A 25,071-nucleotide genomic window follows, 5' to 3' on the forward strand; every position below is an offset into this window, starting at 1 on the left:
TGTTGTCAGGATATTGAAAGACAGTGCAAGCGACAGGCGCTGCGGGCGGGATGATGGTGCTACATTGCAGGCTGCTTTTGTAACGATCTGGAGCCAGGAAAGATGCAGTCGCCGCATCATATCGAAATCATCGCAACGGTACTGTTCGCGATTGCCGTCATCCATACCTTTTCCGTTCCGGTCTTTGCCCGGCTGGCGCATCGCAATGGTCCGCATGCCGGTCTGTGGCATCTGCTCTCAGAGGTCGAGGCCGTCTTCGGCGTCTGGGCCTGCGTGCTGCTGGCCTGCATGGCCCTGTTCTCCGGTGTCGGCGAGGCCGTGGCGTACATGGATACGCGCAATTTCACGGAGCCGGCCTTTGTGTTCGTGATCATGGTGGTGGCTGCCAGTCGCCCGATCCTGGAATTGGTCGACATGGTAGTGCGCGGTCTGTCCCGTATCCTGCCCCTGCCGCGCGAGCTGGCCATGTTCTTCGTGATCATGACGGCCGTGCCGCTGTCCGGATCTCTGATCACCGAACCCGCCGCCATGACGCTGGCAGCACTGCTGTTGCGTGATGCTTATTTCCAGCGCTCGGAGCAGGCTGGTTTCAAATACCTGACGCTGGGCGTGCTGTTTGTCAATATCTCCATCGGTGGAGTACTGACGGCCTATGCTGCGCCGCCGGTGCTGATGGTGGCCCAGGTGTTCGGTTGGGATACAGGCTATATGCTGAGTCATTTCGGCTGGCGCGCTGCGGTTGCCGTTACGCTCAACGCCGCCTTGCTGACGCTGATATGCCGCCGCCACCTGCTCGATGGTGAACTGGGGGCCGGGCGCTCACGTGACCAGGCCTGCGCTTCCGCTGCCGATACGCGATCCCGCGTGCCGTTGATTGTTATCGGCATCCATGTCCTGTTCCTGCTGGGTATCGTGCTGTCGGCGCATCACCCGGTCATTTTTCTGGGCTTCCTGATGCTGTTCATCGGCTACGCCGGTGCCTATCCGCAGTACCAGAATCGCCTGATGATCCGTGAGGGACTGATGGTCGGTTTCTTCCTGGCTGGCCTGGTCTTGCTGGGTGGGCTGCAGAAATGGTGGTTGCAGGATCTGCTGGGCAGTCTGTCGCCGCTGGTGCTGTTCTGGGGTGCCACGGCCCTGACTGCCGTGACGGACAATGCGGCCCTGACTTATCTGGGCTCGCTGGTCGAGGGTACGAATGAAGCCTGGCGCTACATGCTGGTCGCCGGTGCGGTCACGGGTGGCGGGCTGACGGTGATCGCCAATGCGCCCAATCCGGCGGGCTTCGCCATCCTGAAGAGTTGCTTCCCGGATGGGGCAATCTCGCCGCTCAAGCTGTTTCTGTCGGCGCTTGGGCCGACGTTGATGGCGGCGCTCTGGTTCCTGGTCTGAGTTTGCCCGGATTGTATGAAAATGGCCGCACAGATGTGCGGCCATTTTCTCGTCGCCGGGCGGTCTCAGAAATGGTTTTCTGGAGCGTGGTGCCGGCGTGTAGCGACAGGAGCAGGGACTGTGGCGATATGTGTTTTAGCGCGAGGCCCGGACCTGCTTGACCAGGGCATCGGTCTGCGTGACCGTCTGTGCATAGCCGTTGGCCAGTGCCGGTGAGGTCAGGAAGCGACCATCGACGGCTACCTGCGGTGTGCTGTCAATCGCGTAGCTTTCTGCCAGTTGGTTGGCACGTTGCATGCGCGAGTGCACGCCAAAGGAGTTGTAGGTGTCGGCAAAGACCTTGGGGTCGAGACCGGCAGTCTCGGTGGCCCATTTGGTGATGCCGGCCTCATCGAACATGCGGGTCCGCTGCTCGTGGATGGCACGGAACACGCCCAGGTGCAGGTCGGTGCGGCCCATGGCTTCCAGCGTGTAGTAGAGCTGTTGCAGCGGACGCATGCCGGCGTTGAAGGCGATGGGAACATGAACGACGGCGACGTCATCCGGCTGGTTCTTGGTCCAGGTGTCGAGCAGGGGGGCCAGTGCAGCGCAGTGGCCGCAGGTATAGGAGAAGAATTCCAGTACCTCGATCTTGTCACCGCTGTCGGTCTGGTGGGGCCGTTCGAGGGTGACGTATGGCGTGCTCTGGGCCTGGGCACCGGCAGGCAACAGCATGGCGGCACCCGCAAGGGCAAAGGTGGAAATCAGACGTTGGAAAAGTGTACGCATGGATATAACCTGATCGGATGACGGGCAAAAGGGTTGCTGGGGTAGGACTATGTCCGGTCAAACAAGTTCAATTCCTGCCAGGACTGCCGAAACTGGCAGGTCTGCGGCGATGGGTCACTGGCGGATGACCGTCGAGGTGATGTTGTCGGCGGCCAGCCGCGCACGCGTCCGGTTCATGTCGTCCAGTCGCTCGAACGGGCCGACTCGCACGCGGTTGACCAGTACGCCATTGACGTCGGCTTTCTGGATCTCTGCGGGCAGGCCGAGCAGCAGCATTTCTACGCGCCGGTTTTCGGCATCTTCAGCGACCCGGAAGGCACCGACCTGCAGGAAGTAGCTGCCGGATGACGCTGCGGCAGGTGCAGGGGCTGCCGCTTTTGGTGCCGACCGGTCAGCGGTTTGTGCGGCTGGCTGGATGGTGCCGGTGGCGGCCGAGGGTGACGCGTTCTGGCGAGGGGCTGGTGGGGTTGCAGATTGCTGCTGCGGCGGCAGCGAGGCGATCAGCGCGCCTACGGCGTCGTCGGGCTGTGCCGACGGCGTGCTTGCCTGCTGGCCGCCGATCGGGGGCGGTGCAGGCTGGTCTGCCGTTGGGCCCCCATGGGGGAGCCCGGCGGCTCCGTCGCGTCCGTACAGACCGCTGTTGGGATCGGGGGCCTGGCGTGGATCGGGAGGGCGATTGTTCTGCGAAGGTTCGCGCGTGGCGCGGTCCACGAACGGCACAGGTGCCTGCGTGACGTAGAACGCCACGACAGCCGCGACCACCAGGCCGATGAGCAGCCCGGCCAGCATGGTGAAAATCGGGCTGCTGCGGTTACTGGAGCGGGCAGGGGTGCGGCGTCGGGGTTTTGCCATGTCGTGTCTTATTCGCTGATGCTGCGGTCCATGCGCTCGGGTGCCGATACACCGAGCAGTGCAAGGCCGTTGGCCAGCACCTGCCGGGTAGCGGCCGCCAGGCGCAGGCGAGCCAGCCTGAGGGCACGATCATCGACCAGCGTATGCTCGGCGTTGTACCAGGCATGGAAGTCGGCAGCGCAGTCGCGCAGCCAGAAAGCCACTTGGTGTGGTGCGAGATCCTGGGCGCTTTGCTGAACCATGGCCGGGAATTCAGCCAGCCGTTGCAGCAGGATAAATTCGCTGGGGGCTGTCAGCAGGCTGATGTCTGCCTGGGCGTAATCGGCTGTATCCGTCGCCAGGACATCGACTTGAGCATTCGCCGTATTTTCCTCCAGATGCTTGCGCAGAATCGAGCAGATCCGGGCATGCGCGTACTGGATGTAGAACACGGGATTTTCGTCGCTCTGCTTGCGCGCCAGGTCGATGTCGAACACGAATTCGGAATCGGCGCGGCGCTGGAGCAGGAAGTAGCGCACTGCGTCGCGTCCGACCCAGTCGATCAGGTCGCGCAGGGTGACATAGCTGCCGGCACGCTTGGAGATTTTGACTTCTTCGCCACTGCGCATCACCTTGACCATCTTGTGCAGGATGTAGTCGGGATAGTCCTTGGGGATGCCAAGATCCAGCGCCTGCAGGCCTGCACGCACGCGGGCCACGGTACCGTGGTGGTCGCTGCCCTGGATGTTGATGGCCTTGATGTAGCCGCGCTCCCACTTGGCCAGGTGGTAGGCCACGTCGGGTACGAAATAGGTGTAGCCGCCTTCGGACTTGCGCATCACGCGGTCCTTGTCGTCGCCCGTGCCCAGCTCGGTGGTGCGCAGCCACAGCGCACCGCCTTCTTCGTAGGTGTGGCCGCTGGCGATCAGGCGATCGACGGCCTGCTGGACGCGCCCGTCTTCGTACAGGGAGCTTTCCAGGTAGTAATTGTCGAACTTCAGGTCGAAGGCCTGCAGGTCGAGATCCTGCTCGCGGCGCAGGTAGGCGACGGCGAAGCGGCGGATGGCATCGAGGTCATTGGCATCGCGGCTGGCCGTGACCGGTGTGCTGTCGGCCGCTTGCACGGTAGCACCGGCCAGGAAGTCGCGGGCGATGTCGGCGATGTAGTCCCCCTTGTAGCCATCGGCAGGGTACTCGGTCGAATCTGGTGTGAGGCCACGCGTACGCGCCTGGACGCTGAGGGCCAGATTGTGAATCTGGTTGCCGGCGTCGTTGTAGTAGAACTCTCGGGTCACATCCCAGCCGCTGGCATCGAACAGGCGGCATAGGGAGTCGCCCAGTGCCGCCTGGCGGGCATGGCCGACGTGCAGGGGGCCGGTCGGGTTGGCAGAGACGAACTCGACCAGCACCTTGTTGCCATTGCGCGCGGCCCGGCCGTATTCGGTCGCACGTTGCGCGATGGCCGGCAGCACCGCTTGGCGGGCGGCTGCCGTAATGCGGAAATTGATAAAGCCGGGCCCGGCGATTTCGCCGCTTTCGAGCAATTCGCGAGCGGCAGGTTCGGCCATCAGCGTATCGACGATCTGCTGGGCCAGTTCGCGGGGATTGCGGCCGGCAGGCTTGGCGACCTGCATGGCAACGTTGCAGGCGATGTCGCCATGGGCTGCGACCTTGGGGCGCTCCAGGCGGATCGTCGGCTGGGCATCGGGAAGCAGGTGCGCTACGGCGGCGCGGATCAGGTCGGCAAGAGTGTGCTGTTGCTCGGGGAGCATGGAATCGGCTTGAAATAATGAGAGAAGACGTCAAGTTTACAGCGACCCGGGGGGCGATGCCATCCTGAAGCCCTGGGTCTCTTCCAGCCAGCGGCCATATTCCTCCATGTTCACGCTGCCGACATCGTTGCCACCTGCGTTTTGCCATTCCGGAACTCGCTGGATGAAATTCTCCAGCGCATCGCGGGCCCGGTCACCCAGTTGCTCATGCTGGGCCTGGGCGTTCAGCCAGGCGGTATCCGGGGCATCCATCCTGCGATCGCCCTGGCGCAGGTAGGGCAGCCGTTCGTCGTGCAGCGTGGGGTCCTCGACCTGGCGGTGTGCCCAGGGGGTAGCGGCGAGCGCCAGGCCGCTGGCCCGGGCTTGCCAGAGCATCCAGTTCAGGGCGACATCCGAGAGATCTCCCTGCTGGGTTACCCGGGTGGAAGTATCGAGGTAGCCACCACCGATATCGCCATGGGCACCGAGAAATCCGGCCTCGACCAGATTGGCCCCGACTTCGCCGGGACCGCGTAGCCCGGTCAGCGGAAACAGGGCCCGCTGCTCGTGCAGGGCGACCGCGTGGGCAACCCACTGCCAGGCAGGTGAAATCGAAAAGTCGAACTCAGTGTTGCGCGCACCGTTCAGGCCCATCTGGGCCACGGTGTCGAACAGGCCCATGAAGCGCAGGTCTACGCACAGACTGATCTGGCCCAGTGCCGGATCGTAGGCCTGGAAACGCCCCTGCTGTGTGTGCTCGGCGATCCTGTTGGCAAAGTGTCGCGCCAGGGCGGCACCGCGTGAGAATCCGACCAGATCGATGGCCGTGTAGTCATGGCTGGACTGGCGGGCATGCAGTGTCTGCAGCAGGCGGGCCCACTGGCGTTCGATGATGGCGTGTGCCGAGCTGGCGGCCAACGCGTCATAGTCGGTTCTGCCGGGCTGACCCGGGCCTGGGATGTAGAACGTGCTGCCATCCTGATAGAGCTGGCTCATGAGCCAGACGTTGGTGCGTGTGGACGGAGCGTTGCGGGTGCCGTCGAAGGCGAATAGCAGCAGGCCGAGTGGATCTGCGTGACTGCGGAAGCGCTGGCCTGCGTAGCCGAAGGCGCTGTTGCCAGGTATCGGGCCAATCGGATCCGGTTCCAGGTAGTGGCCGGCAGCCGGATCATAGGTGCGCAGGTAATTGTCATGCCAGCCGGTTTCGGGGTCGAGCACCTGGCCGGGCAGTCGCAGCGGAAACTCATGGGTCAGCGTGGTCGCGGGGCGGGGCGCGTGGCCCAGTGCATCGGGCCGGAGATGCCAGACCGGTCGGGCCTGGGCGTCGCTGATCATCAACGGCATGCCGATGGCATCGCTGTGGATAAAGTACAGGTCGGCGGCTGCCTTTCCATAGTCGATCATGGCGATGGGGATGCCCTGTGCGTACACATAGCGCTGGGTCACCGCCCATGCGCTGGACAGGAGCCCGTTGTCTGCACCCACCTGGGTGGCGGGCCGCACCACGGCAGACAGGCGGTGGCCGTGGTAGAGATAGTGACTGTCCTGGCCATCTGCGCGTTTGAAAATGCGTACACCAGAGGCATTGTGCAGATACTGTCCAAGGAGTGTGGCCGGTTTGCCGGCTGGTACGCTGTCGTCCGTGACGCGAGTCAGCCTGCGCTGTGCCGAGTATTCAAGCTGGCGCTTGCCGATGCGGGTGGGCAGGCCACTGGCGTCGCGCAGGATAGGGTCTGCCTGTGTGGCCGATGTCGTGGCAAGTGCATCTTCCGCCTGTTTCCAGGAAATGTAACGTCGTTCTGCTTCTGCATGACCGGGTGCAGGGGTGGAGATGATCAGCCCGATTCGGCCTTGCTCATCATGGCCGTACAGGCGGGCGGCAGGATGTGCCTGTGCCGTCTGCAGCCACTCTGCCGACAGACGACCGTGTCGATCCTGGCGCAGGTGCTGAACGAGGGATGAGGCAGGGTTGCCACTCGGCGGGCTGCTGGTCAGTGTGCGCAGCCGGCCTTGGACGGTGTCCCCCACGGTGTGCCAGCCATTTCCATGGCGGTAGCCGGGCACCTGCAGCGAACTGTCAAGGATGCGCCGGGTCTGCCCGTCGCGGTCCTGCCAGTCTATCGATGTCAGTCTGCCCTGTGCAGACCATGCATACAGCAGTTGGCCACCTTCTGGCAGCGCGTGGCGCAGCAACCGGCCTTCCGTATCGTGCTCGTAGTGTTCGCGATAGGACAGCGGCGCGACGCCCGGCAGCAGTGCCGGCCTGGAAATCCGCTGTTCGATGCGGCTACCGACGTTCTGCCGGGTGATCTGCCATGATGTTGTTTCGTGAGGGTGCTGCAGGCGTGCCGGATAGCCGTCGTGGTGCCAGTCCAGGCGGGTAGTAGTCCAGGCACCACCTGCCTTGCGCACGTCGAATCTGGTCAGTCGCTGGGTCTTGTCGTAGCGGTACCGCCATTCATCGCCATTGGCAAAGCGGCGCAGCAACATCCGGGCATCGGCAGATGTTTGCCAGGACTCTAGCCCGGTCACGGTGCTGCGCCAGCCGAGCAGCCTGCCGTCCGGTGCATAGCGGATGTCGAGCCCAGGCCAGCCAGGAATCGTGCCGGACAGCCCGATAATGGCTCCGGCAGCATCGCGCCGCAGGGACAGGCCCGCAATGTGGTCAATCCGATCCTGGGCATCGTAGCCTATCGGGCCGACCGGTGTCGGACATCCCGGGCATCCTGGACCCTGCGCATTGCGCAGTCGATAGCCTGCCGGGGTGACACCGATCTCGAACCGGGTGCGTCCTTTGTTGCTGGTGACGATGGTCTGAAGTGTCAGGCCGGTATGATGCGGGGAGTCCGGCCGCAGATACTGCAACTGTATTCGCGACTCTGGAGCGCCGGGGCGTTCGAAGGCATCGGCGCGACCCGTGGCATCGTAGTGCCAGGTGCCTATGCGCAGGGATCGGCGGTCGTTGCCGATGGTGATGCCCGTCAGCAGATAAGGAGCCTGTTCCAGATTGCCGCTGGCTTCATGCTGATAGGTGCGGGTCATGCCATCGGGCCGTTGCAACCCGGTCAGCCGCAGGTGGATGCCTGGAGTGTCGTGCTGGTAGTGCCATGGTCCGTACGGGGTGTCTACCTGCGCCAGCCGCGCACCCTGTGGCGTGATTTCATAGTTGAAAGTGAGTGATCTGCCTGCAGGATCGGAGACGTGCGCCATGGCGTGCTGCAGAGGGCCTGCCTCCGCATGGCGCTGTATCTCCAGCCTGTTTTCGCCATGCTGGATGCGGATCAGGTAGCCATCGAGGTTGAAACTCAGGATATGACCATCGGTCCAGTGCCAGCGCCATTCGGCTGTCGTCTGTTCAAGATGGCCCTGTCCTGTCTGCAGCGCCAGGCAGGCAGGGCTGTCATCGGTCATGCTGGCGAATTCGATGCGGCTGCCATCGGCCTGGATGATCTGTGGGTGATGGGGGATGCCGTGCAGGCGGGTATCGTAGGAAAGACGCCAGCTGCGCCCCAGTGGTGATGGACGAGGATCCGAGGAATTGTAATAACGGATCAGTTCCAGGCCGAGCGGGCCAGGTTGACGCGGCATGTCTATTTCCTGCTGGTGCTTGTTGCCTGTCGCCAGATGGATGGGGTTGCCGGCACCCAGGTTGAGGGTCGGCTCGTGATTGCTTTGCAATACGGCCTGGCTGTTGGGCTGGCATGGGTGGCCCAGACGCGAGGGCGTGCACTGGAAGGGCGGTGAGGCCGCCTGGGTGGCGGCATGAAGGACGATGGCTGACAGGGTATGGAGGCTGTGCAGCAGCAAGCGAGCAGGGAAACATGAGGCCACGGCGGGGCTCCGGAAAGGGATGCCTCATGGTGCCGGTTGGCAGGATGGCCGGACTGCGTTAGTGTATGTTTTTGACCATCCGTAAAAGTGACACCTCTCATGCTGATTACATTCAGATCCAAGGCTGGTGGCGATGTCCTGATGCTGGCACAGCATGCCCAGCCGCTGTTGCAGGCCGCCGGCAAATCCGTGGCCGATGGCGTCCCGGAACGGGGCGTCTGGACCTCTGCGCAGCTTGATGCTGCCATCGCTGGCCTGGAGTCGGCCATTGCGGGTGCCGATGACCCCCATGCCGCACACAACCAGCAGGATGATTCGGATCAGCCGATCCCGCACCCTGTCGAGCAGCCCGTGGGGTTGCGCCAGCGTGCCTATCCGCTGCTGAATCTGATGCGACAGGCTCGTGATGCGCAGACCGAAGTCGATTGGGAAACTGCTTCGCCCTGGTAAGGGCACCAGTGCAAATGCTGTAGAGTCGGGTTAGAATAAAAGGCTTGCCATATCGTGCATCAGATTTTGTCTGATGCGGCAGGACGGGCCGGTTTAGCTCAGTTGGTAGAGCAGCGCACTTGTAATGCGAAGGTCGGGGGTTCGACTCCTCTAACCGGCACCACACGGATCCGATGCAAAGGCCAGCCTTTTGGGGCTGGCCTTTTTCTTTGCCTGTTCCTTGCGTACAGGTACGGGTGGATCAGTGTGCGGTGACATGCCGAGCTGTTCAACCTGTGCAATCAGTTGGGCACCGGAAGTGTTCAGAGCATGCGCCAATGCCAGGATGACGCCCAGGGTGGGCAGGCGCAAGCCACGCTCCAGCATGGAGACGAATGTCCTGTCTATGGCTGCCCTGTGTGCCAGCTCTTCCTGCGATAGCCCACTGTCCATCCTGTGTGCCTTGAGCACACGTCCGAACTGCATCGCAAGAGGTTTGCCGGGGGCTTTGACCATACAGCTAGCATCGCTTTTGCTGTAGACTATTGTCTACGGACAATTGTCTACATAACGAAACAAGGCGCATCGGCTGCAACGCGCCACATCCCAGAGCATGAGACGCCTTTTCGCCTCCGGCACACGCGCCTTGCTGGCCTGGGGAGCCCGTGCGGGCGTCAAGCCCGCCTGTGGATCCGGCTGGCTGGATTCCGTCATGCTAGGCATGACGGAGGGTATGCTTGCGCTGGATGTGGAAGGGCGGGTGATACGGGTCAATTCTGCAGCCTGTGCAATGTTGGGTTACGAGGAACATGACTTGCTGGGCGTGGCAGGAGAGGCGCTTTTGCATGCACCGCGCACCCGGCAACCGCTGGCATTGCAGGTGGGTGAGTACATGGGCCAGACCTGCGACGGGCAAGCCTGGCTGAAATGCAAGAATGGTGGCTCTCTGCCTGTGTCGTGGCGCTACCAGCCTGCGTGGCAGGGGCACGAGTTGCTTGGTGGCGTCGTGCTGATGCGTAACCTGTCGCGAGACCGCGAGGATGATGCACACAGGCGGCTGTTGATTTCCGCGCTCGAGAACGTGGCCAATGGCGTCATCATTACGGATGCCAGGGCACGGATAAAGTGGGTCAATGCTGCGTTTGAGCGCATGACCGGCTATTCCATGAGCGAATCCGTCGGATTGACGCCTGGGCGGTTGCTCAATTCAGGTGCTCAGAGCCGTGCGTTCTACAAAAATATGTGGCGCACCATCCGCCAGGGCAAGGTCTGGCATGGCGAATTGCTCAATCGTCGCAAGGATGGCACGCTGTACCACGAAGAACTGACCATCGCGCCGGTACGTGAGGAGAACGGACGCATTCTTCACTATGTGGGTGTCAAGCAGAACGTCAGCAAGCGCAAGCACAGCGAGCGCGAAATCCATTTCCAGGCACACCATGACCTGCTGACGGGGCTGGCCAATCGTCGCCGCCTGCAGCAAAAGCTCGATGAGTCCATCCCCTGCTGCAGCGGGGGTCGCCTGCTGGCCGTGCTGTTCCTGGACCTGGACCGCTTCAAGCCGGTCAATGACCGATACGGTCATCACGTCGGGGATCAACTGCTGGTTGCGGTGGCAGACCGGCTCAGAAGCTGCGTGCGTGGCAGCGACCTGGTGGCACGGCTGGGGGGGGATGAATTCGTGGTCTTGCTGGATACGATACAGACAGCCGAGCAGGCGGCCCGGGTGGGTCGCAAGATCCTGACGGCGCTGTCGCAGCCTTTGCTGCTGGATGGCCGGGACGTCACGACATCGGCGAGCCTCGGGATCGCCTTGTGCCCGCACGATGGCACCGATGCAGCAACATTGCTGCATCGTGCGGATCAGGCCATGTATCGTGCCAAGGCCGCAGGGCGGGGGCGCGTCAGCTTCTGACTAGAAGAAGGTATTGGGTGCGCGGGCGGTCTGTTCACGCAGCAGGGTGCCCAGCAGGCGCTCCCGCTTGCGGGCCAGGATGAATTGCCAGGCCCAGAGCAACGCGAAGACCAATGTCAGGGCGAGTGCCAATGCCAGTGTTGCCGTGCGGATCAGGGCAGGGGGGCGATCTTCGGCAGCCTGCGTGGCATCGACATAGAGCACCGGCCGGCCCAGGTCATCACCCTGCGTCACGACATGACCGCGAACGACAAACGGCATTGCGCCATCAGGTTGCCATTGTGTATGCGCGAAACGCAGCACCTCCAGCAGGTTGTCCTGGCGCACAGGGGCTTCCGGCAGGGTGCTGTGAAGGCCCGGCCAGACGTGCAGTACCACGCCCTGGGTGCGGTCAGCGCCTGCGATGGTGCGCAGCGGTGCGCCAGCCTCCATCATGATGAGGTTGGCACCAAGGTCGCGCGTGGCCTGCTGGACGATAGCCAGTCCGTTGGCCGTCAGGATGCCGCCGTTGCCTGCATGCGAGGCATAGTCGCGCAGCGCGTCCCAGGTTTTTTCCGCGCCCTCGGGCATATCCGTGATCAAGAGTTCGAGCAGGCTGTGCCGCAATGCTGCACATAGCGTCAGACGTGGGGAGACATCCAGGTCGAATGGACACGCCTCGTCGATGCGGGCAATAGTCTGGTTCAGCCTGGTCAGGTGGTACGGTGTCTGGCTGGCCGAACGGCGCAGCGGCTGGCCTGCCTGTGCCAGCAGGGACAGCAGACTGGAAACGGCGTGTGCCGGTCGTGCCTGCAGTATGCTGCCCTCGTACAGTGAGACAGCCAGTGGGTCCAGTGCCGGCAGTGGTGCCGCAGTTTCGTCGGTCCAGATCAGGCGCTGGCAGTCCAGGCCGAGCGATTTGCCCGTATCTTCCGGCCAGAGCAGGCTGCAGCGTGCCTGGCCGGACAGGGCCAGCAGGTCTCCCTCACTGGGAAGTGCCGTGCGCAGTTGAGTGGCGTCCGAGTAGGCGAGTTCGGTCTTTCCGCCCAGCAGCGAGCGGCTCAGGGCAAGATCACGTCCGGCCTCTTCACCATTCATGATCCAGAGCAGGCCGACGGCGGCCGCGCTGGCCAGCGACAATGTGAGGAAACGGCCCCAGTAATGCATGGGCAGGCGCTGCAACTCCTCGTTGATCGACAACTGGTTGTTCAGGCGCACGATCATCCTGTCATCCACTCGCACATCGGCATCCACGATGCCGTCCAGGCGCAGGTCGATGCCGTGTCGGGTCCAGTGTGCGGGCAGGTTCACGGGGACGCTGTCGCCGATGAACAGTTGCGAGGCGACGATGCTGCTGTTGTCGGGATTGACCAGCCTGACGAGATTGGCCGGCCCCCGGACGCGGTTGACCTTCTGGGGCTTGGCGCGGCGACGGCTGCGCGCAATCCAGCGCCAGAGCGCCAGGGCTGCGCAGAGTCCGGCACCGGCCAGCCAGGCGGTACGGGTAGCGGGCTCATCTGCATTGCCGGCGATGCCCAGGCACAGGAACATGCCGAACAGCAGCGTGCTGGCCAGCAGACCGAAACCCAGGCCCGTGCGAAAGCGTGCTTCGTCCTGCGTTTCATCGCGCTGGGCGATGAGTTGCGAGGCATTTTCCGAGATGGGTATATCGCTTTCTGCCGTGCCGTCTGCCGTGGTGGCATGGCTTGTGGCTCCTGAAGACAGGGCTTCGCCATGCTGCCATTTCTGCTCGATCCGTTCCCTCTCATCGCTGCGGGCCTTGCCGCCGATCAGGTCAAACGCCTCGTTCAGGCGAATCACGATGGCAAAGGTGTCTGTCAGCACGACTTCAGCGACATTGTGTTCCTGCAGGAAATCGATGGCATCGTGTGGCAGGACCACATCCAGTCCGCCGAGCGTGTCATGCATGACAGACTGGCCCTCGCTGTTCGAGTAGCCGTGGCGAATATGGGGGCCTTCCAGGATGTACACCTGGTCACTGCGCAGGCGTGCTGTCGACTTGGGCTTGGCCGGATGAATCAGGAAGGGCTGGATCAGTGGCTTTTCTTCCGCCGTCAGGGTGCGTACCGGCTGGCTGCGTGCGAGAAAATCCTTGAATGCGTGCTTGTCGGTGCGCCGACGGTTTCGATAGATGGCGTAATTGTAAATGGAGTAAACCAGGACGAAAATCAGCAGTCCAAGTTTCAGAATCAGCAAGGTATCCATGTCGGCGTTTTTCCGGCGTGACAAACCGACGATGTTATCAAAATTGCAAAAATTGACGTGCCATACCCAATGTTGCCTGCAAACAAGTGACGAGGACGGGATACAATTGAAATTGTTTGCGTTTGTTGCCATCTGCGTAGGGATACTGCTTGGTGGCGTTGCCGGATCACGCCTCCTCCTAGGTACCGCTTCCTGACTTATGGCATTCCTGAAACAGCTTTGGAATTACATTCTGCAGAATATCGTTGCACCCACCCGGCCGTCCAGCAGCCAGGTGTGGGAACTGGTCATGCCGTTTGGCCGTTCAGCATCGATCCGGCGCCATGCCGCTACGGTGATCGTGGCACGCGTGCAGTTGATCTGCCTGGTGTTTGCCGTGCTGGTGCCGATCTGCGCAATCATCGATTTCCTGGTGTTTGGATGGGATACCGCCATCAAGCTGACAGTCCTGAGGCTGATCGCGAGCGCCATTTTTGCCTTGTTGGCCTGGCCGCGTGATATTTCCGTACGCCGGCCTTATGTGCAGGCACTGGTGATGCTGTCGATCATGCTGATGGTGCCCTCGCTCTTCTACCTGATGGCGATGATGCTGGTCGATATTCATTACCTGACTGCCACCCAGCGCCTGGTACTGCAACTCTACGCCTTCATGCCCAGTATCGTGCTGGGCGGGCTGGCCATTTTTCCGCTGTCGGCACTTGAGATTCTGTTGTTTGCCTGCCCGATCCTGGGCGTGGCCCTGGTCGGCATGAGCCTCTCGGGCGGAGATCTGTCGCTGGCCCAGCATGGTGCCGCTCTCTGGTTCATGTGCATGATGACGGGGGTGGCAATGTTCTCGGGCATGACCCAGTCCCACTACATGGAGCGGCTGGTGCATCGTGCCATGACCGATCAGCTCACGGGCGCACAGACCCGGCGTTCCGGCGTCGAGGCGCTGGAGCGCATGTTCATGATGGCCGAGTCCTCCGACAAGCCCCTCGCACTGGCGTTTTTCGATATCGATCACTTCAAGGCCATCAATGACGGCTTTGGCCATGAGGCTGGCGATGTGGTGCTGGTCGAGTTTGCCACGCGCCTGCGCAGCAGCCTGCGCAGTGGTGACATGCTGATCCGCTGGGGCGGTGAAGAGTTCGTCGTGGCGCTGCCGGACATGAATGCCGACAAGCTGACGATTTTCCTTGAGCGCCTGCGTATGGCCGGCATGGGCTTGCGTGCCGATGGACAACCCCTGACGGCTTCCATCGGCATGGCAGAGCGCGAACAGGACAAGGCCCAGGACTGGCAGGAGCTGGTTGATCGCGCCGACCAGCGCATGTATCTGGCCAAGCGCTCCGGGCGGGCCTGTGCCGTCTTGCCGGGGCAGGAAATCATACCGATGCCAATGCCGCTGACTGCTGACGCTTCCTGATCACGGCATTGCCCTGCATCTGCACGGGATGATTCACTATGTGGTGGCAAAAAAAGACCGCTCAAATCCTTGAGCGGTCTCTGGTGGGCGTATCTTGATGCGATTACTTGACGACCGTCAGGTGGCTGCGCTTGCCGGAAGCGTCACTGCCGGGTTGCTGTGCGGCCTCTGCGGCTGCGGATGCATCGGTCAAGACTGGCGATGCGTCATGCATGGTTGCTTCGCCTTCTTCTGCCACAGCGGGCTCTTCGACCTCGAAGCCCATGCCTTCGCCCGTTTCACGCGAATAGATCGCGATCACCGAACCGACCGGTACCGAGACACGCTCGGTCCGGCCATTGAAGCGGGCTTCGAACTCGACATACTCATTGCCCAGCAGCAGCTTGTTGGTGGCCAGTGCGCTGATGTTGAGCGTGATCTGTCCATCGCGCACATGCCCTTGTGGCACCTGGGTGCGGTCATTGACCTGGACCACGATGTACGGTGTGTAGCCGCTGTCGGTACACCATTCGTGCAGGGCACGGATCAGGTACGGCTTGGTGGAAATATCACCCATGGCATCGCTCTCCCGGCATCAGCGGCGCATGATCTTCTCGGACGGGGTCAGCGCCTCGATGTAGGCAGGGCGCGAGAAGATACGCTCTGCATATTTTTGCAGCGGAGCAGCATTGCGCGGCAGTTCGATGCCGTAATGGTTCAGGCGCCAGAGCAGCGGCGCGATGGCCACGTCGAGCATGGAGAACTCCTCGCCCAGCATGAACTTGTTCTTGACCATGTTGGGGGCGAACATCGTCAGGTTGTCGCGGATGGCGACACGGGCCTGGTCTTTCTGCTTCTGGTCGTACTGGCCCAGGCGGTCCTCGAGAATGGCGACGTGCACGAACAGCTCGCGCTCGAAGTGATAGAGCAGCAGGCGCGTGCGGGCACGCATGATGGGATCTGCCGGCATCAGTTGGGGATGCGGGAAGCGCTCATCGATGTATTCGTTGATGATGTTGGATTCGTACAGGACCAGTTCCCGTTCGGTCAGGATGGGTACCTGGCCGTAGGGGTTCATCGTGGCGATATCTTCGGGCTTGTTGTAGAGGTCGATATCGCGGATTTCGAAATCCATGCCCTTTTCGAACAGTACAAAACGGCAGCGTTGGGAAAAGGGGCAGGTGGTGCCGGAATAAAGAACCATCATGGCAGGCGTTCCAGTCCTTGAAAATAACTAAAGGCCAGCGCGGACACTGCCGCGCTGGCCCGGGCGCCGGATCCGGCGTGAATTGCACGGATAAACGGCGGGGCTATCTTATATATTACCTCACGTCCTTCCAGAATGCCGCATTGAGACGGTATGCGACGAACAGGAAGATGAACAGGAACAGCATGACCCAGATACCGATCAGCTTGCGATCCTGTTGCACAGGCTCGGACATCCAGGCCAGGAATGCCGTCAGGTCGGCCACATCCATGTCGAAGGCAGCATCCTTTTCAGGATTCAGCGAGGTGAACTTGGCATCGAACGATGCGTGTGCCTCGCCTTGCAGCGTTTCCTTCTGGCTGGTGGCGTATCCATCCTGGTCATAGGTAACCGTGACGCGCTCCCAGACCTTGGGGGCCTCGGGGTTGGCCGGATCACTGCTGACCTGGTGGACGGTGGTGGTCGTGAGCGTGCGCGGACCCTGTACATCCCACATCACATGAGGCATGCCCACGCTCGGGAAGACCAAGTTGTCCCAGCCGGTGGCCTTGCTGGTGTCGCGATAGAACGTACGCAGGTAGGTGTAGATGTAGTCTGCACCGCTGGGGCCGGCATTGGTCGACTTGGCACGGGCGATCACCGACAGGTCGGGCGGGGTCGTACCCAGCCAGGCCTTGGCGTCCTTGGGTGTCATGGCGATGTCCATCATGTCGCCCACGCCTTCGCCGGTGAACAGCAGGCTGTTCTTGATCTGCTCTTCGGTCAGGCCGATCTGCAGCAGCTTGTTGTAGCGTACGGCGCTGGCGCTGTGACAGCTCAGACAGTAGTTGACGAAGATTTTCGCGCCGTTCTGCAGCGCACCCAGGTCGGTGACCGGCTTGGGGGCGCTTTCAAGCGGGTAGCCCGCATCGGCCGCGTGTACGACGGCCGTCCCGCAACTCAGTACCAGGGCCAATGCGCCAAATAGCTTCTTGATCATGATAAGTCCGTAAAAATGATTGGCTCAATGGTGGGGTCGGAAATTGACGCGCTGGGGAACGGGCTTGAATGTGCCCATCGTGCTCCAGTACGGCATCAGCAGGAAGAACGCCAGGTAGATGACGGTTCCGATTTGCGACAGCAGATTGAACAGGTCGGACGGAGCTTGCGTGCCCAGATAACCCAGGATCACGAAGTTGATCATGAAGATGCCATACAGAATCTTGTGCCAGCCCGGACGGTAGCGGATCGACTTGACCGGCGAGTGGTCGAGCCAGGGCAGGAAAGCCAGCATCACCACCGTACCGCCCATGACGATCACACCCCAGAACTTGGCGTCGAACAGGCGCAGGCCCACGGCCACGCCAGCCAGCACGGCCAGCAGCACCAGGCGCAGCGTCGGGTTGATGCCCTTGGCGCGGATGACAGGAATCATGCCCAGCACTGCAAACAGCAGCAGCACCCAGGTGAACTGGTCGGTGGTGGCACGCAGCATCGAATAGAACGGCGTGAAATACCAGACCGGGGCGATGTGCGGCGGCGTCTTGAGCGGATCGGCCGGAATGAAGTTGTTGTATTCCAGGAAGTAGCCGCCCATTTCAGGGGCAAAGAACACAATGGCGAAGAAGATGATCAGGAAGCCGGCCACACCCAGGATGTCGTGCACCGTGTAGTAGGGGTGGAACGGAATGCCGTCGGCAGGACGACCGTACTTGTCCTTGATCTTCTTGATTTCGATGCCGTCGGGGTTGTTGGAACCCACTTCGTGCAGGGCGATGATGTGGGCCACGATCAGGCCGATCAGCACCAGCGGCACGGCGATCACGTGCAGCGAGAAGAAGCGGTTGAGGGTGGCATCGCCCACGACGTAGTCGCCGCGGATCCAGATCGACAGCTCAGGTCCGATGAACGGAATGGCTGCGAACAGGTTGATGATCACCTGGGCACCCCAGTAGGACATCTGGCCCCAGGGCAGCAGGTAGCCCATGAAGGCTTCGGCCATCAGACAGAGGAAGATCGCCACGCCGAAGATCCACACCAGCTCACGAGGCTTGCGGTAGGAACCGTACAGCAGGCCGCGCAGCATGTGCAGGTAGACCACCACGAAGAACATCGAGGCACCGGTCGAGTGCATGTAGCGGACCAGCCAGCCCCATGGCACTTCGCGCATGATGTATTCGACGGACATGAACGCACGCGCGGCGTCCGGCTTGTAGTGCATGACCAGGAAAATCCCGGTCACGATCTGGATGACCAGTACCAGCATGGCCAATGAGCCGAACCAGTACCAGAAATTGAAATTCTTGGGGGCGTAGTACTCGGTGACATGCGCCCGCATGGTCGCTGTGAGGGGGAATCGCCTATCGATCCACCCCAGCAGACCTGTCGTTTCGACGGTTTTTTCGCCAGCCATGAAACGGCTCCTTCAACTGTTCTCTAAATGAATATCGTGTGGATGCGCGATGCACATCCGACCCTGACCGTTATGCCTGGTTGCCCTCGTCAACGCCGACGATGATGCGCGTGGCGGTGAGGTACTTGTAGGGAGGCACTTCGAGGTTGTCCGGTGCCGGCTTGTTCTTGAACACGCGGCCGGCCATGTCGAACGTCGAGCCGTGGCAGGGGCAAAGGAAGCCGCCTTCCCAGTTGGCCGGCAGGCTGGGCTGCGGGCCGGTGGCGAAGCGGGGGGTAGGAGAACAGCCCAGGTGTGTGCAGATACCCACCACGACCAGGAAATCCTTGTGGTCGTCGTAAGAGCGCCACTCGTTCTGGGCGTATTGCGGCGTGGGATATTCACCGGTGCGCAGCGAGTCCGGATCGGCCAGTTCGTTGGTGTCGGTGGCCAGGGAGGCCATTTGCTCGGCAGTGCGACGGATGATCCAGACGGGTTTGCCGCGCCATTCGACCGTGCGCATCTCGCCGGGAACCATATCGCCGATTTCGACCTCGACCGGGGCACCTGCGGCGCGGGCCTTGTCGGAGGGCGCGAACGTGCTGACAAAGGGAACGGCAGTAGCTACGCCAGCCGCACCTCCGAGCGCACAGGTGATGCCAACCCAGGTGCGACGCGAGGGATCGGGTGGCAGGTTGGGGTCGATTGCACCTTCGTCGTCGTCGAGCACTATCGTATCGTGACTCATCTTGCTGATTTCCCTTTTCGGAATCGGTAGTGACAAAATCACATATATATACCCGATAGCAGACCGGGTCCTATGTGATCTAGCGCAAAGAAACGTGATCTAGCGCAAAGAAAACCGGCTTCCCCATGTTGTTAATATGGTTATTTGGGAAGGCCATTGCCAGCGCCGCGTATCATAGCGCGTGTCTATTGTAGGGCATCTTTTGAGCGAGGGAAGATATGAGCAAGAAAACCGGCTTTCTCCATGAGTTCCGTGAATTCGCCGTCCGCGGTAGCGTTGTCGACCTGGCTGTAGGTGTGATCGTGGGGGCGGCGTTCGGCAAGATCGTCGACTCCCTGGTCAAGGACATCGTCATGCCCGTGATCAATTTCATTCTGGGCGGTTCGGTCGATTTTGCCAACAAGTTCATCACGCTGCGCGTGCCGGAAGGCTATGCGGGGGGGCAGACCTATACCGAACTGGTCGATGCCGGTGCCATTGTTCTGGGGTGGGGCAACTTCCTGACCATCCTGATCAACTTCGTCCTGCTGGCTTTCGTGGTGTTCTGGATGGTCAAGCTGATCAATATGGCACGCCGCAGTGCCGAACAGGAAGTCCCGGCAGAACCCGAGGCACCGCCTGCACCGAGCGAGGATGTGGTGCTGCTGCGTGACATACGGGATCTGCTCAAGAACAAGTAAGTGCCTCAGACTGGATTGTCGATATCCAGAAACTCGACCTCGATGCCGAATCGTTCGGTTATGGCCTGGCCGAGGGCTTCCACGCCATAGCGTTCCGTAGCGTGGTGACCTGCGCCGATGAACGCGGTGCCGGTCTCTCGTGCCAGGTGCGTATTGTGCTCCGAGGCTTCTCCGGTGATGTAGATGGTGGCACCGGCGTCGAGTCCGGCCTGCATCATGCCCTGGGCACCTCCGGTGCACCAGGCGATGCGGCCGACGGGCTGGCCAGGGTCACCGACGACCAGGGGTTCGCGGCCCAGCCGTGTCGCAATGCGTGCCTGCAGTTCGGACAGCGTGGCAATGCCAGGCGCATGCCCCAGCCAGACAAGGTTGTCGGGGCCGCAAGTGGCCGGGGACTGCGTGCCGGGTCGGCATTCAGGCTCAAAACCCAGTACGCGCGCCAGTTGGGCATTGTTGCCCAGCACGGGGTGAGCATCCAGGGGCAGGTGGTAGGCGATCAGGTTGAGATCATGCGCCAGCGTCAGCGCCAATCGGGTGCGCTTGATGCCCCTGATGCGGGCATCCTCGTTGCGCCAGAACCAGCCATGATGGACCAGCACGGCATCGGCGTTGCGCTCGATGGCGGCACGCAGCAAGGCCTCGGAGGCCGTGACGCCGCTGACGATGCGGCGTATAGTCGGCCTGCCTTCGACCTGGAGGCCAATCGGACAGTAATCGCGAAACAGGTGTACCTGCAGCAGTTCGTCCAGCCAGGCAGTCAGGTCCTTGGTTTCAATTGTGCTCATCTTCTGTCAATCCGGTATGAAAATTGGTGATTCCTGATGCGGCGGTTATGGTTGATCTTTGCCCAGGCTGTCACATTGACCCTGGGTATTCTATTCGTTTTGGGACTGCTGCGGCCCGGCGCTGGGGGGGATGACATCAGACGTGTGCCGTCCCAGGCGACATCTGCCTCGTATGCAGATGCCGTGGCGCGTGCTGCTCCGGCCGTCGTCAATGTGTATAGCCAGAAGCGCGTGCGGGTGCCGCTGCTGACGCTGCCCGAGGGGTCGCCGCTGCAGGACTTGCTCGGGCAGTTGCCCGGCCTGCCTCAAGGGGAGGAAGAGAGCACCAGTCTGGGTTCGGGTGTCCTGGTCGGCAGGGATGGGCACGTTCTCACCAACTATCATGTGATCGAGGCGGCCGACGAGATTGCCGTGATGCTGGTGGATGGGCGCGAGGTCAATGCTTCACTGGTAGGTGCCGATCCGGATACGGATCTGGCGATACTGCATATCGACGTCAAGGGCATCGAGGGGTTGGATCCTGCACGTCAGTTCCGTACGGAAGGTGTCCGGGTCGGGGACATTGTGCTGGCCATCGGCAATCCGTTTGGCGTGGGCCAGACGACGTCACTGGGAATCGTATCGGCCCTGGGACGCGACCGGTTGGGCATCAATACCTATGAAAACTTCATCCAGACCGATGCAGCCATCAATCCAGGCAGCTCGGGCGGGGCGCTGATCGATGCCGATGGCAGGTTGGTAGGCATCAATACGGCGATCTTTTCCCGTACGGGCGGCTCATTGGGTATTGGCTTTGCGATTCCTGCGGCGACAGTCAGGCAGGTCATGGAGCAGTTGCTCAAGCAAGGTGTTGTGCAGCGAGGCTGGCTGGGCATTGAGCCTCAGGATATGACGCCTGACCTGGCTCAGGCTTTCGGCCTGTCGCAGTCGCAGGGTGTGCTGGTGGCGGCGGTATTGCGTGATGGCCCCGCACATCGTGGCGGATTGCGGCCGGGCGATATCGTCAACACCCTCAACCGGCAGCAGGTGCGGGACACCCTTCATCTGCTGAACCTGATTGCATCCCAGACGCCGGGAGCTCTGGTCGAACTGGATGTGCTGCGCGAGGGGGCTGTGCAGACGCTGAAAGTGGTGGCTGGCCAGCGTCCTGGATTGCCCGTGGCGGAAAGATAGCGTCAGGAGATGATGGTGCCGGCCATGACGTGATGGCACCATCCGGGCGATGATGAGTCGTTCTATGGTGTGATGTCGGTACTCTCGCTGCTGCGATCTGTCCGTGGCTGGACTGCCCTGCCCACCAGAATGCCGACTTCGTAGAGCAGGCATAGCGGGACGGCCAGCATGAATTGGCTGACGACATCGGGCGGCGTAACGACGGCGGCGATAATGAACGCGCCGACGATGACATAGCCGCGTGCAGACTTGAGCTTTTCGATGGTGACCAGCCCGGTGCGGATCAGCAACACCACGGCAACCGGCACCTCGAAGGTGATGCCGAACGCCAGGAACATTGTGATGACGAAGTTCAGGTAGGCTTCGATATCAGGTGCCGGCGTGATCGATTGCGGCGCGAAGGTCGCAATGAAGTGGAAGACCGTACGGAATACGAAGAAATAGCAGAAGGCCATGCCGGCCAGGAACAGCAGGGTGCTCGAGACGATCAGCGGCAGTGCCAGCTTCTGTTCATGCCGATACAGGCCGGGGGCCACGAAGGCCCAGGCCTGGTAGAGCACGATCGGCAGGCTGAGCACGAAAGCCGCCATCATGGTGATCTTGACAGGCACCATGAAGGGGGTGATCACGCCGGTAGCGATCATGCGTGTACCTTCCGGGAGCGCTGCCAGCATCGGCTGCGCCAGGATGTCATAGATGGCCGAGGCGCCGGGCCACAGGAACAGGAGCACGAAGAAGCCCAGGAGAGCTGCTGCAGCGCGCAGCAGCCGTGATCGCAGTTCGATCAGGTGCGAGATGAAGCTGTCTTCCTGGGGTTCCTGCGTATTCATGGCTGGCGGGTTGTATCTTGGGCTTGTGCAGCCGGGCTGGGCGTGTGCGTGTCAGCAGGGACGGGCGGTGTGGCAACCGTGGGCGCGGCGGGCTCTGCTGCATGCGCACTATCGGTGGCAATGGCAACGCCGGGTTGTGGTGCTGCTGCTGTGGTTGCCGATTCAACTGTGCCGGCGGACGGACTGGCAGGTGTCGTGCCGGTCTGGGTCAGGCCGGCGGTCGTTTTCTGCTCGATGTCATGGAATTCCCGTGCCATCTGGTTGACGGGATCGGCAATCGATTTGCTGACGTTGTCGATGGAGCCGCGTACATCGCTGGCGGCACTTTCCATGTCCTGCTTGAACTTCTTGAGGTCGTCGAGTTCGATTTCCTTGCGGATATCGGTCTTGACGTCGTTGACGTAGCGCTGCGCACGCCCCAGCAGGTGGCCGATGGTGCGGGCCACCTTGGGTAGCTTTTCAGGGCCGATGACGATCAGCGCAATGATGCCGATCACCATCAGTTCGGTGAAACTGATGTCGAACATGATGGGTCAGCCGGTCAGTCGGCTTTTTCGCGTGCCTGCACGTCGATGGTCTCGCCTTGCGGCTTGGCAGCGGTGTTCTGCAGGGGGGCGGCAGCGGCAGCCGGTTCTTTCTGTTCGGCCTGCGCGGGTGTCTCGGCTTCCTTCATGCCTTCCTTGAAGCCCTTGACGGCACCGCCGAGGTCGCCACCGATATTGCGCAGTTTCTTGGTGCCGAACACCAATGCCACGATCAGCAGAACGATCAACCAGTGCCAGATGCTAAAGCTACCCATAATGTTTCTCCGTTGGGGTCATGTCGGTTCAGGCGTTCATTCGGGCGCCCAACCCGGTCCAGGGGCGTTCGCCGCCCAGAATATGGAAATGCAGATGACCGACTTCCTGGCCGCCGTCGCGCCCGGCGTTGGTGATCAGCCGGAACCCGCCGTCAGGGCCGGGGCGGCAACCATGGTCGAGCGCCAGTTTGGGTACCAGCGCCATCATTCTACCCAACCATCCGGCATCTTCGGCCACGATGTCCTGCAACGAGGCGACATGGCGTTTGGGAATCAGCAGCACATGCACCGGCGCGGCGGGATTGATATCGTGAAATGCCAGAAAGTCATCGTCTTCATACACTTTCCGGGCGGGAATCTCGCCTGAGATGATTTTACAGAACAGGCAGTTGTCGTGAATATGCGAAGGATCAAACAATTATGCACTCCTTGAGGCTTTTTCCTGCAGGCCGGACAACCCTTCGCGTCGCGCCAGTTCGGCCAGGATTTCCTCGGGCCGGATGCGGTGATGGGTGAGCGCCACCAGGCAATGAAACCACAGATCGGCGGTTTCGTACACAATCTGCTCGCGCTCGCCATCCTTGGAGGCCATCACGAGCTCGGTGGCTTCCTCGCCGATTTTCTTGAGGAAGGCGTCGGGAGCCTTGGTCAGCAGCTTGGCGACGTAGGATGTAGCCGGGTCGCCGCCGTTTTCGGGCAACCGCGTTTCCAGGGTATCGGCGATGCGCGCCAGGATAGTGTCGTTCATGTCGGGCTCAGCGGTAGATATGCTCGGGGTCCTTGAGCACGTCATCGGTTACGGTCCAGGCGGCTGTCTCTGCATCGCCCTGCAACTGGCGGTAGAAGCAGCTTTCGCGCCCGGTGTGGCAGGCAATGCCACCCACCTGCTCCACGGTCAGCAGGATGACATCACCGTCGCAGTCGAGGCGGATGTCGTGCAATTGCTGCACATGACCCGATTCCTCGCCCTTGCGCCACAGGCGCGAACGGGAGCGTGACCAGTACACGGCACGGCGCAGGCGCACGGTTTCCAGCAGCGCTTCGCGGTTCATCCAGGCAAACATCAGGATGCGGCCGCTGTGAAGGTCCTGGGCGATTGCAGGCAGCAGGCCCTGTTCATCGAAGCTGACTTCATCAAGCCAGGCAGGAGTGGGGAGGTCGGTCATGGTGTCAGATCCTGACGGGAATACCCTGTTCGGCCATGAAGGCCTTGGCCTGCCCGATCGTGTATTCGCCATAGTGGAAAATGCTGGCGGCCAGTACGGCACTGGCACCGCCCTGGGTGACGCCGTCGGCCAGGTGCGGCAGGTTGCCAACGCCGCCCGAAGCGATCACGGGTACCGGGACGGCATCGGCCACGGCACGGGTGAGCTCGAGGTCGAAGCCTTGCTTGGTGCCATCGCGGTCCATGCTGGTCAGCAGGATCTCGCCCGCGCCCAGGGCTGCGACGCGACTTGCCCATTCGAGCGCATCCAGGCCGCTTGAGCGGCGTCCGCCATGGGTGAATACTTCCCAGCGTGGTGTCTCGCCAGGGCTGGAAACACGCCGTGCGTCGATGGCGACGACGATGCATTGCGAGCCGTGGTAGCCGGCGGTGGCCTCGATCAGGCCGGGATTGGCGATCGCGGCGCTGTTGATGGAAACCTTGTCGGCACCGGCATTGAGCAGGCGCTGCACGTCCTGCGGCTGACGTACGCCGCCACCCACGGTCAGCGGGATGAAGACCTGCGAGGCGACCTGCTCGATAATGGGCAGGATCAGGTCGCGGTCGTCGCTGGTGGCCGTGATGTCGAGAAAGGTCAGTTCGTCGGCACCCTGTTCGTTGTAGCGGCGGGCGATCTCGACCGGATCGCCGGCATCGACCAGATTGACGAAGTTGATGCCCTTGACGACGCGACCGGCGGTCACGTCGAGGCAGGGAATGATACGGCGCGTCAGGCCACTGAGCGGGCGGTCGCCATTCATGCCG

General features: G+C 61.8%; 25 protein-coding genes and 1 tRNA gene. 7 read left to right on the forward strand and 19 right to left on the reverse strand.

The window, feature by feature from the left end; translation table 11 throughout:
- Positions 1–102: 102 nt before the first annotated feature.
- Entirely contained in the window at positions 103–1,392 is a 1,290-nt protein-coding gene (locus ABN482_RS05570; protein WP_349503057.1) for a putative Na+/H+ antiporter, read from the forward strand.
- A gap of 135 nt (positions 1,393–1,527) precedes the next feature.
- Here ABN482_RS05570 and ABN482_RS05575 read toward each other — a convergent pair whose 3' ends face one another.
- From ABN482_RS05575 to ABN482_RS05590, 4 genes are all read right to left on the reverse strand, one after another.
- Positions 1,528–2,160: a thiol:disulfide interchange protein DsbA/DsbL gene (locus tag ABN482_RS05575; protein WP_349503058.1), complete on the reverse strand. Its 633-nt coding sequence runs from the start codon at positions 2,158–2,160 to the stop codon at positions 1,528–1,530.
- A gap of 114 nt (positions 2,161–2,274) precedes the next feature.
- Positions 2,275–3,012, reverse strand: a complete 738-nt coding sequence (locus tag ABN482_RS05580; protein ID WP_349503059.1) for an SPOR domain-containing protein — start codon at positions 3,010–3,012, stop codon at positions 2,275–2,277.
- An 8-nt stretch (positions 3,013–3,020) separates the two neighbouring features.
- On the reverse strand, positions 3,021–4,763 hold the full coding sequence (gene argS, locus ABN482_RS05585) for an arginine--tRNA ligase (RefSeq protein WP_349503060.1): 1,743 nt from the start codon (positions 4,761–4,763) through the stop codon (positions 3,021–3,023).
- A 36-nt stretch (positions 4,764–4,799) separates the two neighbouring features.
- A complete protein-coding gene (locus tag ABN482_RS05590; protein ID WP_349503061.1) occupies positions 4,800–8,573 on the reverse strand; it encodes a phospholipase effector Tle1 domain-containing protein in 3,774 nt (1,257 codons plus the stop codon).
- A 99-nt stretch (positions 8,574–8,672) separates the two neighbouring features.
- On the opposite strand from ABN482_RS05590, the gene ABN482_RS05595 reads away from it, so the two are divergent.
- A complete protein-coding gene (locus ABN482_RS05595) occupies positions 8,673–9,023 on the forward strand; it encodes a DUF1840 domain-containing protein (protein WP_349503062.1) in 351 nt (116 codons plus the stop codon).
- Between the two features lie 87 nt (positions 9,024–9,110).
- Positions 9,111–9,186 (forward strand) — tRNA-Thr (locus tag ABN482_RS05600).
- Here ABN482_RS05600 and ABN482_RS05605 read toward each other — a convergent pair.
- Positions 9,174–9,488, reverse strand: a complete 315-nt coding sequence (locus ABN482_RS05605; protein ID WP_349503063.1) for a helix-turn-helix domain-containing protein — start codon at positions 9,486–9,488, stop codon at positions 9,174–9,176. The two genes, ABN482_RS05600 and ABN482_RS05605, sit on opposite strands and share 13 nt — an antisense overlap.
- A gap of 127 nt (positions 9,489–9,615) precedes the next feature.
- Between ABN482_RS05605 and ABN482_RS05610 the strand changes: the two genes are divergently transcribed.
- Positions 9,616–10,917: a diguanylate cyclase domain-containing protein gene (locus ABN482_RS05610; RefSeq protein ID WP_349503064.1), complete on the forward strand. Its 1,302-nt coding sequence runs from the start codon at positions 9,616–9,618 to the stop codon at positions 10,915–10,917.
- Here the strand turns inward: ABN482_RS05610 and ABN482_RS05615 are convergent, their stop codons facing one another.
- Positions 10,918–13,122 (reverse strand): IgaA/UmoB family intracellular growth attenuator, encoded by a 2,205-nt coding sequence (locus ABN482_RS05615; RefSeq protein ID WP_349503065.1) that lies wholly within the window; start codon positions 13,120–13,122, stop codon positions 10,918–10,920.
- A 199-nt stretch (positions 13,123–13,321) separates the two neighbouring features.
- Between ABN482_RS05615 and ABN482_RS05620 the strand changes: the two genes are divergently transcribed.
- Positions 13,322–14,530: a GGDEF domain-containing protein gene (locus ABN482_RS05620; RefSeq protein ID WP_349503066.1), complete on the forward strand. Its 1,209-nt coding sequence runs from the start codon at positions 13,322–13,324 to the stop codon at positions 14,528–14,530.
- A gap of 103 nt (positions 14,531–14,633) precedes the next feature.
- On the opposite strand, the gene ABN482_RS05625 is transcribed toward ABN482_RS05620, so the two are convergent.
- From ABN482_RS05625 to petA, 5 genes are all read right to left on the reverse strand, one after another.
- On the reverse strand, positions 14,634–15,086 hold the full coding sequence (locus tag ABN482_RS05625) for a ClpXP protease specificity-enhancing factor (RefSeq protein WP_349503067.1): 453 nt from the start codon (positions 15,084–15,086) through the stop codon (positions 14,634–14,636).
- Positions 15,087–15,104: 18 nt separating this feature from the next.
- A complete protein-coding gene (locus ABN482_RS05630; RefSeq protein ID WP_109062364.1) occupies positions 15,105–15,716 on the reverse strand; it encodes a glutathione S-transferase N-terminal domain-containing protein in 612 nt (203 codons plus the stop codon).
- Between the two features lie 115 nt (positions 15,717–15,831).
- On the reverse strand, positions 15,832–16,695 hold the full coding sequence (locus tag ABN482_RS05635) for a cytochrome c1 (RefSeq protein WP_349503068.1): 864 nt from the start codon (positions 16,693–16,695) through the stop codon (positions 15,832–15,834).
- Between the two features lie 24 nt (positions 16,696–16,719).
- Positions 16,720–18,108, reverse strand: coding sequence for a cytochrome b (locus tag ABN482_RS05640; RefSeq protein ID WP_349503069.1), 1,389 nt, complete (start codon positions 18,106–18,108; stop codon positions 16,720–16,722).
- A gap of 70 nt (positions 18,109–18,178) precedes the next feature.
- Positions 18,179–18,835, reverse strand: a complete 657-nt coding sequence (gene petA, locus ABN482_RS05645; protein WP_349503070.1) for a ubiquinol-cytochrome c reductase iron-sulfur subunit — start codon at positions 18,833–18,835, stop codon at positions 18,179–18,181.
- 218 nt (positions 18,836–19,053) lie between these two features.
- Here petA and mscL point away from each other — a divergent pair, with 218 nt between their 5' ends.
- The gene (mscL, locus tag ABN482_RS05650) at positions 19,054–19,515 is read left to right on the forward strand and encodes a large conductance mechanosensitive channel protein MscL (protein ID WP_109062368.1); all 462 of its coding nucleotides are present in this window, start codon (positions 19,054–19,056) and stop codon (positions 19,513–19,515) included.
- Positions 19,516–19,520: 5 nt separating this feature from the next.
- Here the strand turns inward: mscL and ABN482_RS05655 are convergent, their stop codons facing one another.
- Positions 19,521–20,300, reverse strand: a complete 780-nt coding sequence (locus ABN482_RS05655) for a Nif3-like dinuclear metal center hexameric protein (RefSeq protein ID WP_349503071.1) — start codon at positions 20,298–20,300, stop codon at positions 19,521–19,523.
- A 36-nt stretch (positions 20,301–20,336) separates the two neighbouring features.
- Between ABN482_RS05655 and ABN482_RS05660 the strand changes: the two genes are divergently transcribed.
- On the forward strand, positions 20,337–21,473 hold the full coding sequence (locus ABN482_RS05660) for a S1C family serine protease (RefSeq protein WP_349503072.1): 1,137 nt from the start codon (positions 20,337–20,339) through the stop codon (positions 21,471–21,473).
- Positions 21,474–21,535: 62 nt separating this feature from the next.
- On the opposite strand, the gene tatC is transcribed toward ABN482_RS05660, so the two are convergent.
- The 7 genes from tatC to hisF are packed head-to-tail and all read right to left on the reverse strand — an operon-like array spanning position 21,536 to position 25,067.
- Positions 21,536–22,303, reverse strand: a complete 768-nt coding sequence (gene tatC / locus ABN482_RS05665; protein ID WP_349503073.1) for a twin-arginine translocase subunit TatC — start codon at positions 22,301–22,303, stop codon at positions 21,536–21,538.
- Positions 22,300–22,830: a Sec-independent protein translocase protein TatB gene (gene tatB, locus ABN482_RS05670; protein WP_349503074.1), complete on the reverse strand. Its 531-nt coding sequence runs from the start codon at positions 22,828–22,830 to the stop codon at positions 22,300–22,302. The genes tatC and tatB overlap by 4 nt, the downstream gene beginning before the upstream one ends.
- Positions 22,831–22,844: 14 nt before the next feature.
- Positions 22,845–23,102 (reverse strand): Sec-independent protein translocase subunit TatA, encoded by a 258-nt coding sequence (tatA, locus tag ABN482_RS05675; protein ID WP_349503075.1) that lies wholly within the window; start codon positions 23,100–23,102, stop codon positions 22,845–22,847.
- 28 nt (positions 23,103–23,130) lie between these two features.
- On the reverse strand, positions 23,131–23,502 hold the full coding sequence (locus ABN482_RS05680; RefSeq protein WP_349503094.1) for a histidine triad nucleotide-binding protein: 372 nt from the start codon (positions 23,500–23,502) through the stop codon (positions 23,131–23,133).
- Between the two features lie 18 nt (positions 23,503–23,520).
- Positions 23,521–23,850: a phosphoribosyl-ATP diphosphatase gene (locus tag ABN482_RS05685; protein ID WP_349503076.1), complete on the reverse strand. Its 330-nt coding sequence runs from the start codon at positions 23,848–23,850 to the stop codon at positions 23,521–23,523.
- 7 nt (positions 23,851–23,857) lie between these two features.
- On the reverse strand, positions 23,858–24,268 hold the full coding sequence (hisI, locus tag ABN482_RS05690) for a phosphoribosyl-AMP cyclohydrolase (RefSeq protein WP_349503077.1): 411 nt from the start codon (positions 24,266–24,268) through the stop codon (positions 23,858–23,860).
- 4 nt (positions 24,269–24,272) lie between these two features.
- Positions 24,273–25,067: an imidazole glycerol phosphate synthase subunit HisF gene (gene hisF / locus ABN482_RS05695; protein WP_349503078.1), complete on the reverse strand. Its 795-nt coding sequence runs from the start codon at positions 25,065–25,067 to the stop codon at positions 24,273–24,275.
- Between the last annotated feature and the right edge of the window lie 4 nt (positions 25,068–25,071).

Origin of the sequence: Corticimicrobacter sp. (genome assembly GCF_040137905.1) — a bacterium.
GTDB lineage: Bacteria > Pseudomonadota > Gammaproteobacteria > Burkholderiales > Burkholderiaceae_B > Corticimicrobacter.

Coding starts and splice junctions, on each gene's coding strand:
- ABN482_RS05570 (WP_349503057.1), top strand. CDS start 103: ATGCAGTCGCCGCATCATATCGAAATCATCGCAACGGTACTGTTCGCG.
- ABN482_RS05575 (WP_349503058.1), bottom strand. CDS start 2,160: ATGCGTACACTTTTCCAACGTCTGATTTCCACCTTTGCCCTTGCGGGT.
- ABN482_RS05580 (WP_349503059.1), bottom strand. CDS start 3,012: ATGGCAAAACCCCGACGCCGCACCCCTGCCCGCTCCAGTAACCGCAGC.
- argS (WP_349503060.1), bottom strand. CDS start 4,763: ATGCTCCCCGAGCAACAGCACACTCTTGCCGACCTGATCCGCGCCGCC.
- ABN482_RS05595 (WP_349503062.1), top strand. CDS start 8,673: ATGCTGATTACATTCAGATCCAAGGCTGGTGGCGATGTCCTGATGCTG.
- ABN482_RS05605 (WP_349503063.1), bottom strand. CDS start 9,488: ATGCAGTTCGGACGTGTGCTCAAGGCACACAGGATGGACAGTGGGCTA.
- ABN482_RS05610 (WP_349503064.1), top strand. CDS start 9,616: ATGAGACGCCTTTTCGCCTCCGGCACACGCGCCTTGCTGGCCTGGGGA.
- ABN482_RS05615 (WP_349503065.1), bottom strand. CDS start 13,122: ATGGATACCTTGCTGATTCTGAAACTTGGACTGCTGATTTTCGTCCTG.
- ABN482_RS05620 (WP_349503066.1), top strand. CDS start 13,322: ATGGCATTCCTGAAACAGCTTTGGAATTACATTCTGCAGAATATCGTT.
- ABN482_RS05625 (WP_349503067.1), bottom strand. CDS start 15,086: ATGGGTGATATTTCCACCAAGCCGTACCTGATCCGTGCCCTGCACGAA.
- ABN482_RS05630 (WP_109062364.1), bottom strand. CDS start 15,716: ATGATGGTTCTTTATTCCGGCACCACCTGCCCCTTTTCCCAACGCTGC.
- ABN482_RS05635 (WP_349503068.1), bottom strand. CDS start 16,695: ATGATCAAGAAGCTATTTGGCGCATTGGCCCTGGTACTGAGTTGCGGG.
- ABN482_RS05640 (WP_349503069.1), bottom strand. CDS start 18,108: ATGGCTGGCGAAAAAACCGTCGAAACGACAGGTCTGCTGGGGTGGATC.
- petA (WP_349503070.1), bottom strand. CDS start 18,835: ATGAGTCACGATACGATAGTGCTCGACGACGACGAAGGTGCAATCGAC.
- mscL (WP_109062368.1), top strand. CDS start 19,054: ATGAGCAAGAAAACCGGCTTTCTCCATGAGTTCCGTGAATTCGCCGTC.
- ABN482_RS05655 (WP_349503071.1), bottom strand. CDS start 20,300: ATGAGCACAATTGAAACCAAGGACCTGACTGCCTGGCTGGACGAACTG.
- ABN482_RS05660 (WP_349503072.1), top strand. CDS start 20,337: ATGCGGCGGTTATGGTTGATCTTTGCCCAGGCTGTCACATTGACCCTG.
- tatC (WP_349503073.1), bottom strand. CDS start 22,303: ATGAATACGCAGGAACCCCAGGAAGACAGCTTCATCTCGCACCTGATC.
- tatB (WP_349503074.1), bottom strand. CDS start 22,830: ATGTTCGACATCAGTTTCACCGAACTGATGGTGATCGGCATCATTGCG.
- tatA (WP_349503075.1), bottom strand. CDS start 23,102: ATGGGTAGCTTTAGCATCTGGCACTGGTTGATCGTTCTGCTGATCGTG.
- ABN482_RS05685 (WP_349503076.1), bottom strand. CDS start 23,850: ATGAACGACACTATCCTGGCGCGCATCGCCGATACCCTGGAAACGCGG.
- hisI (WP_349503077.1), bottom strand. CDS start 24,268: ATGACCGACCTCCCCACTCCTGCCTGGCTTGATGAAGTCAGCTTCGAT.
- hisF (WP_349503078.1), bottom strand. CDS start 25,067: ATGAATGGCGACCGCCCGCTCAGTGGCCTGACGCGCCGTATCATTCCC.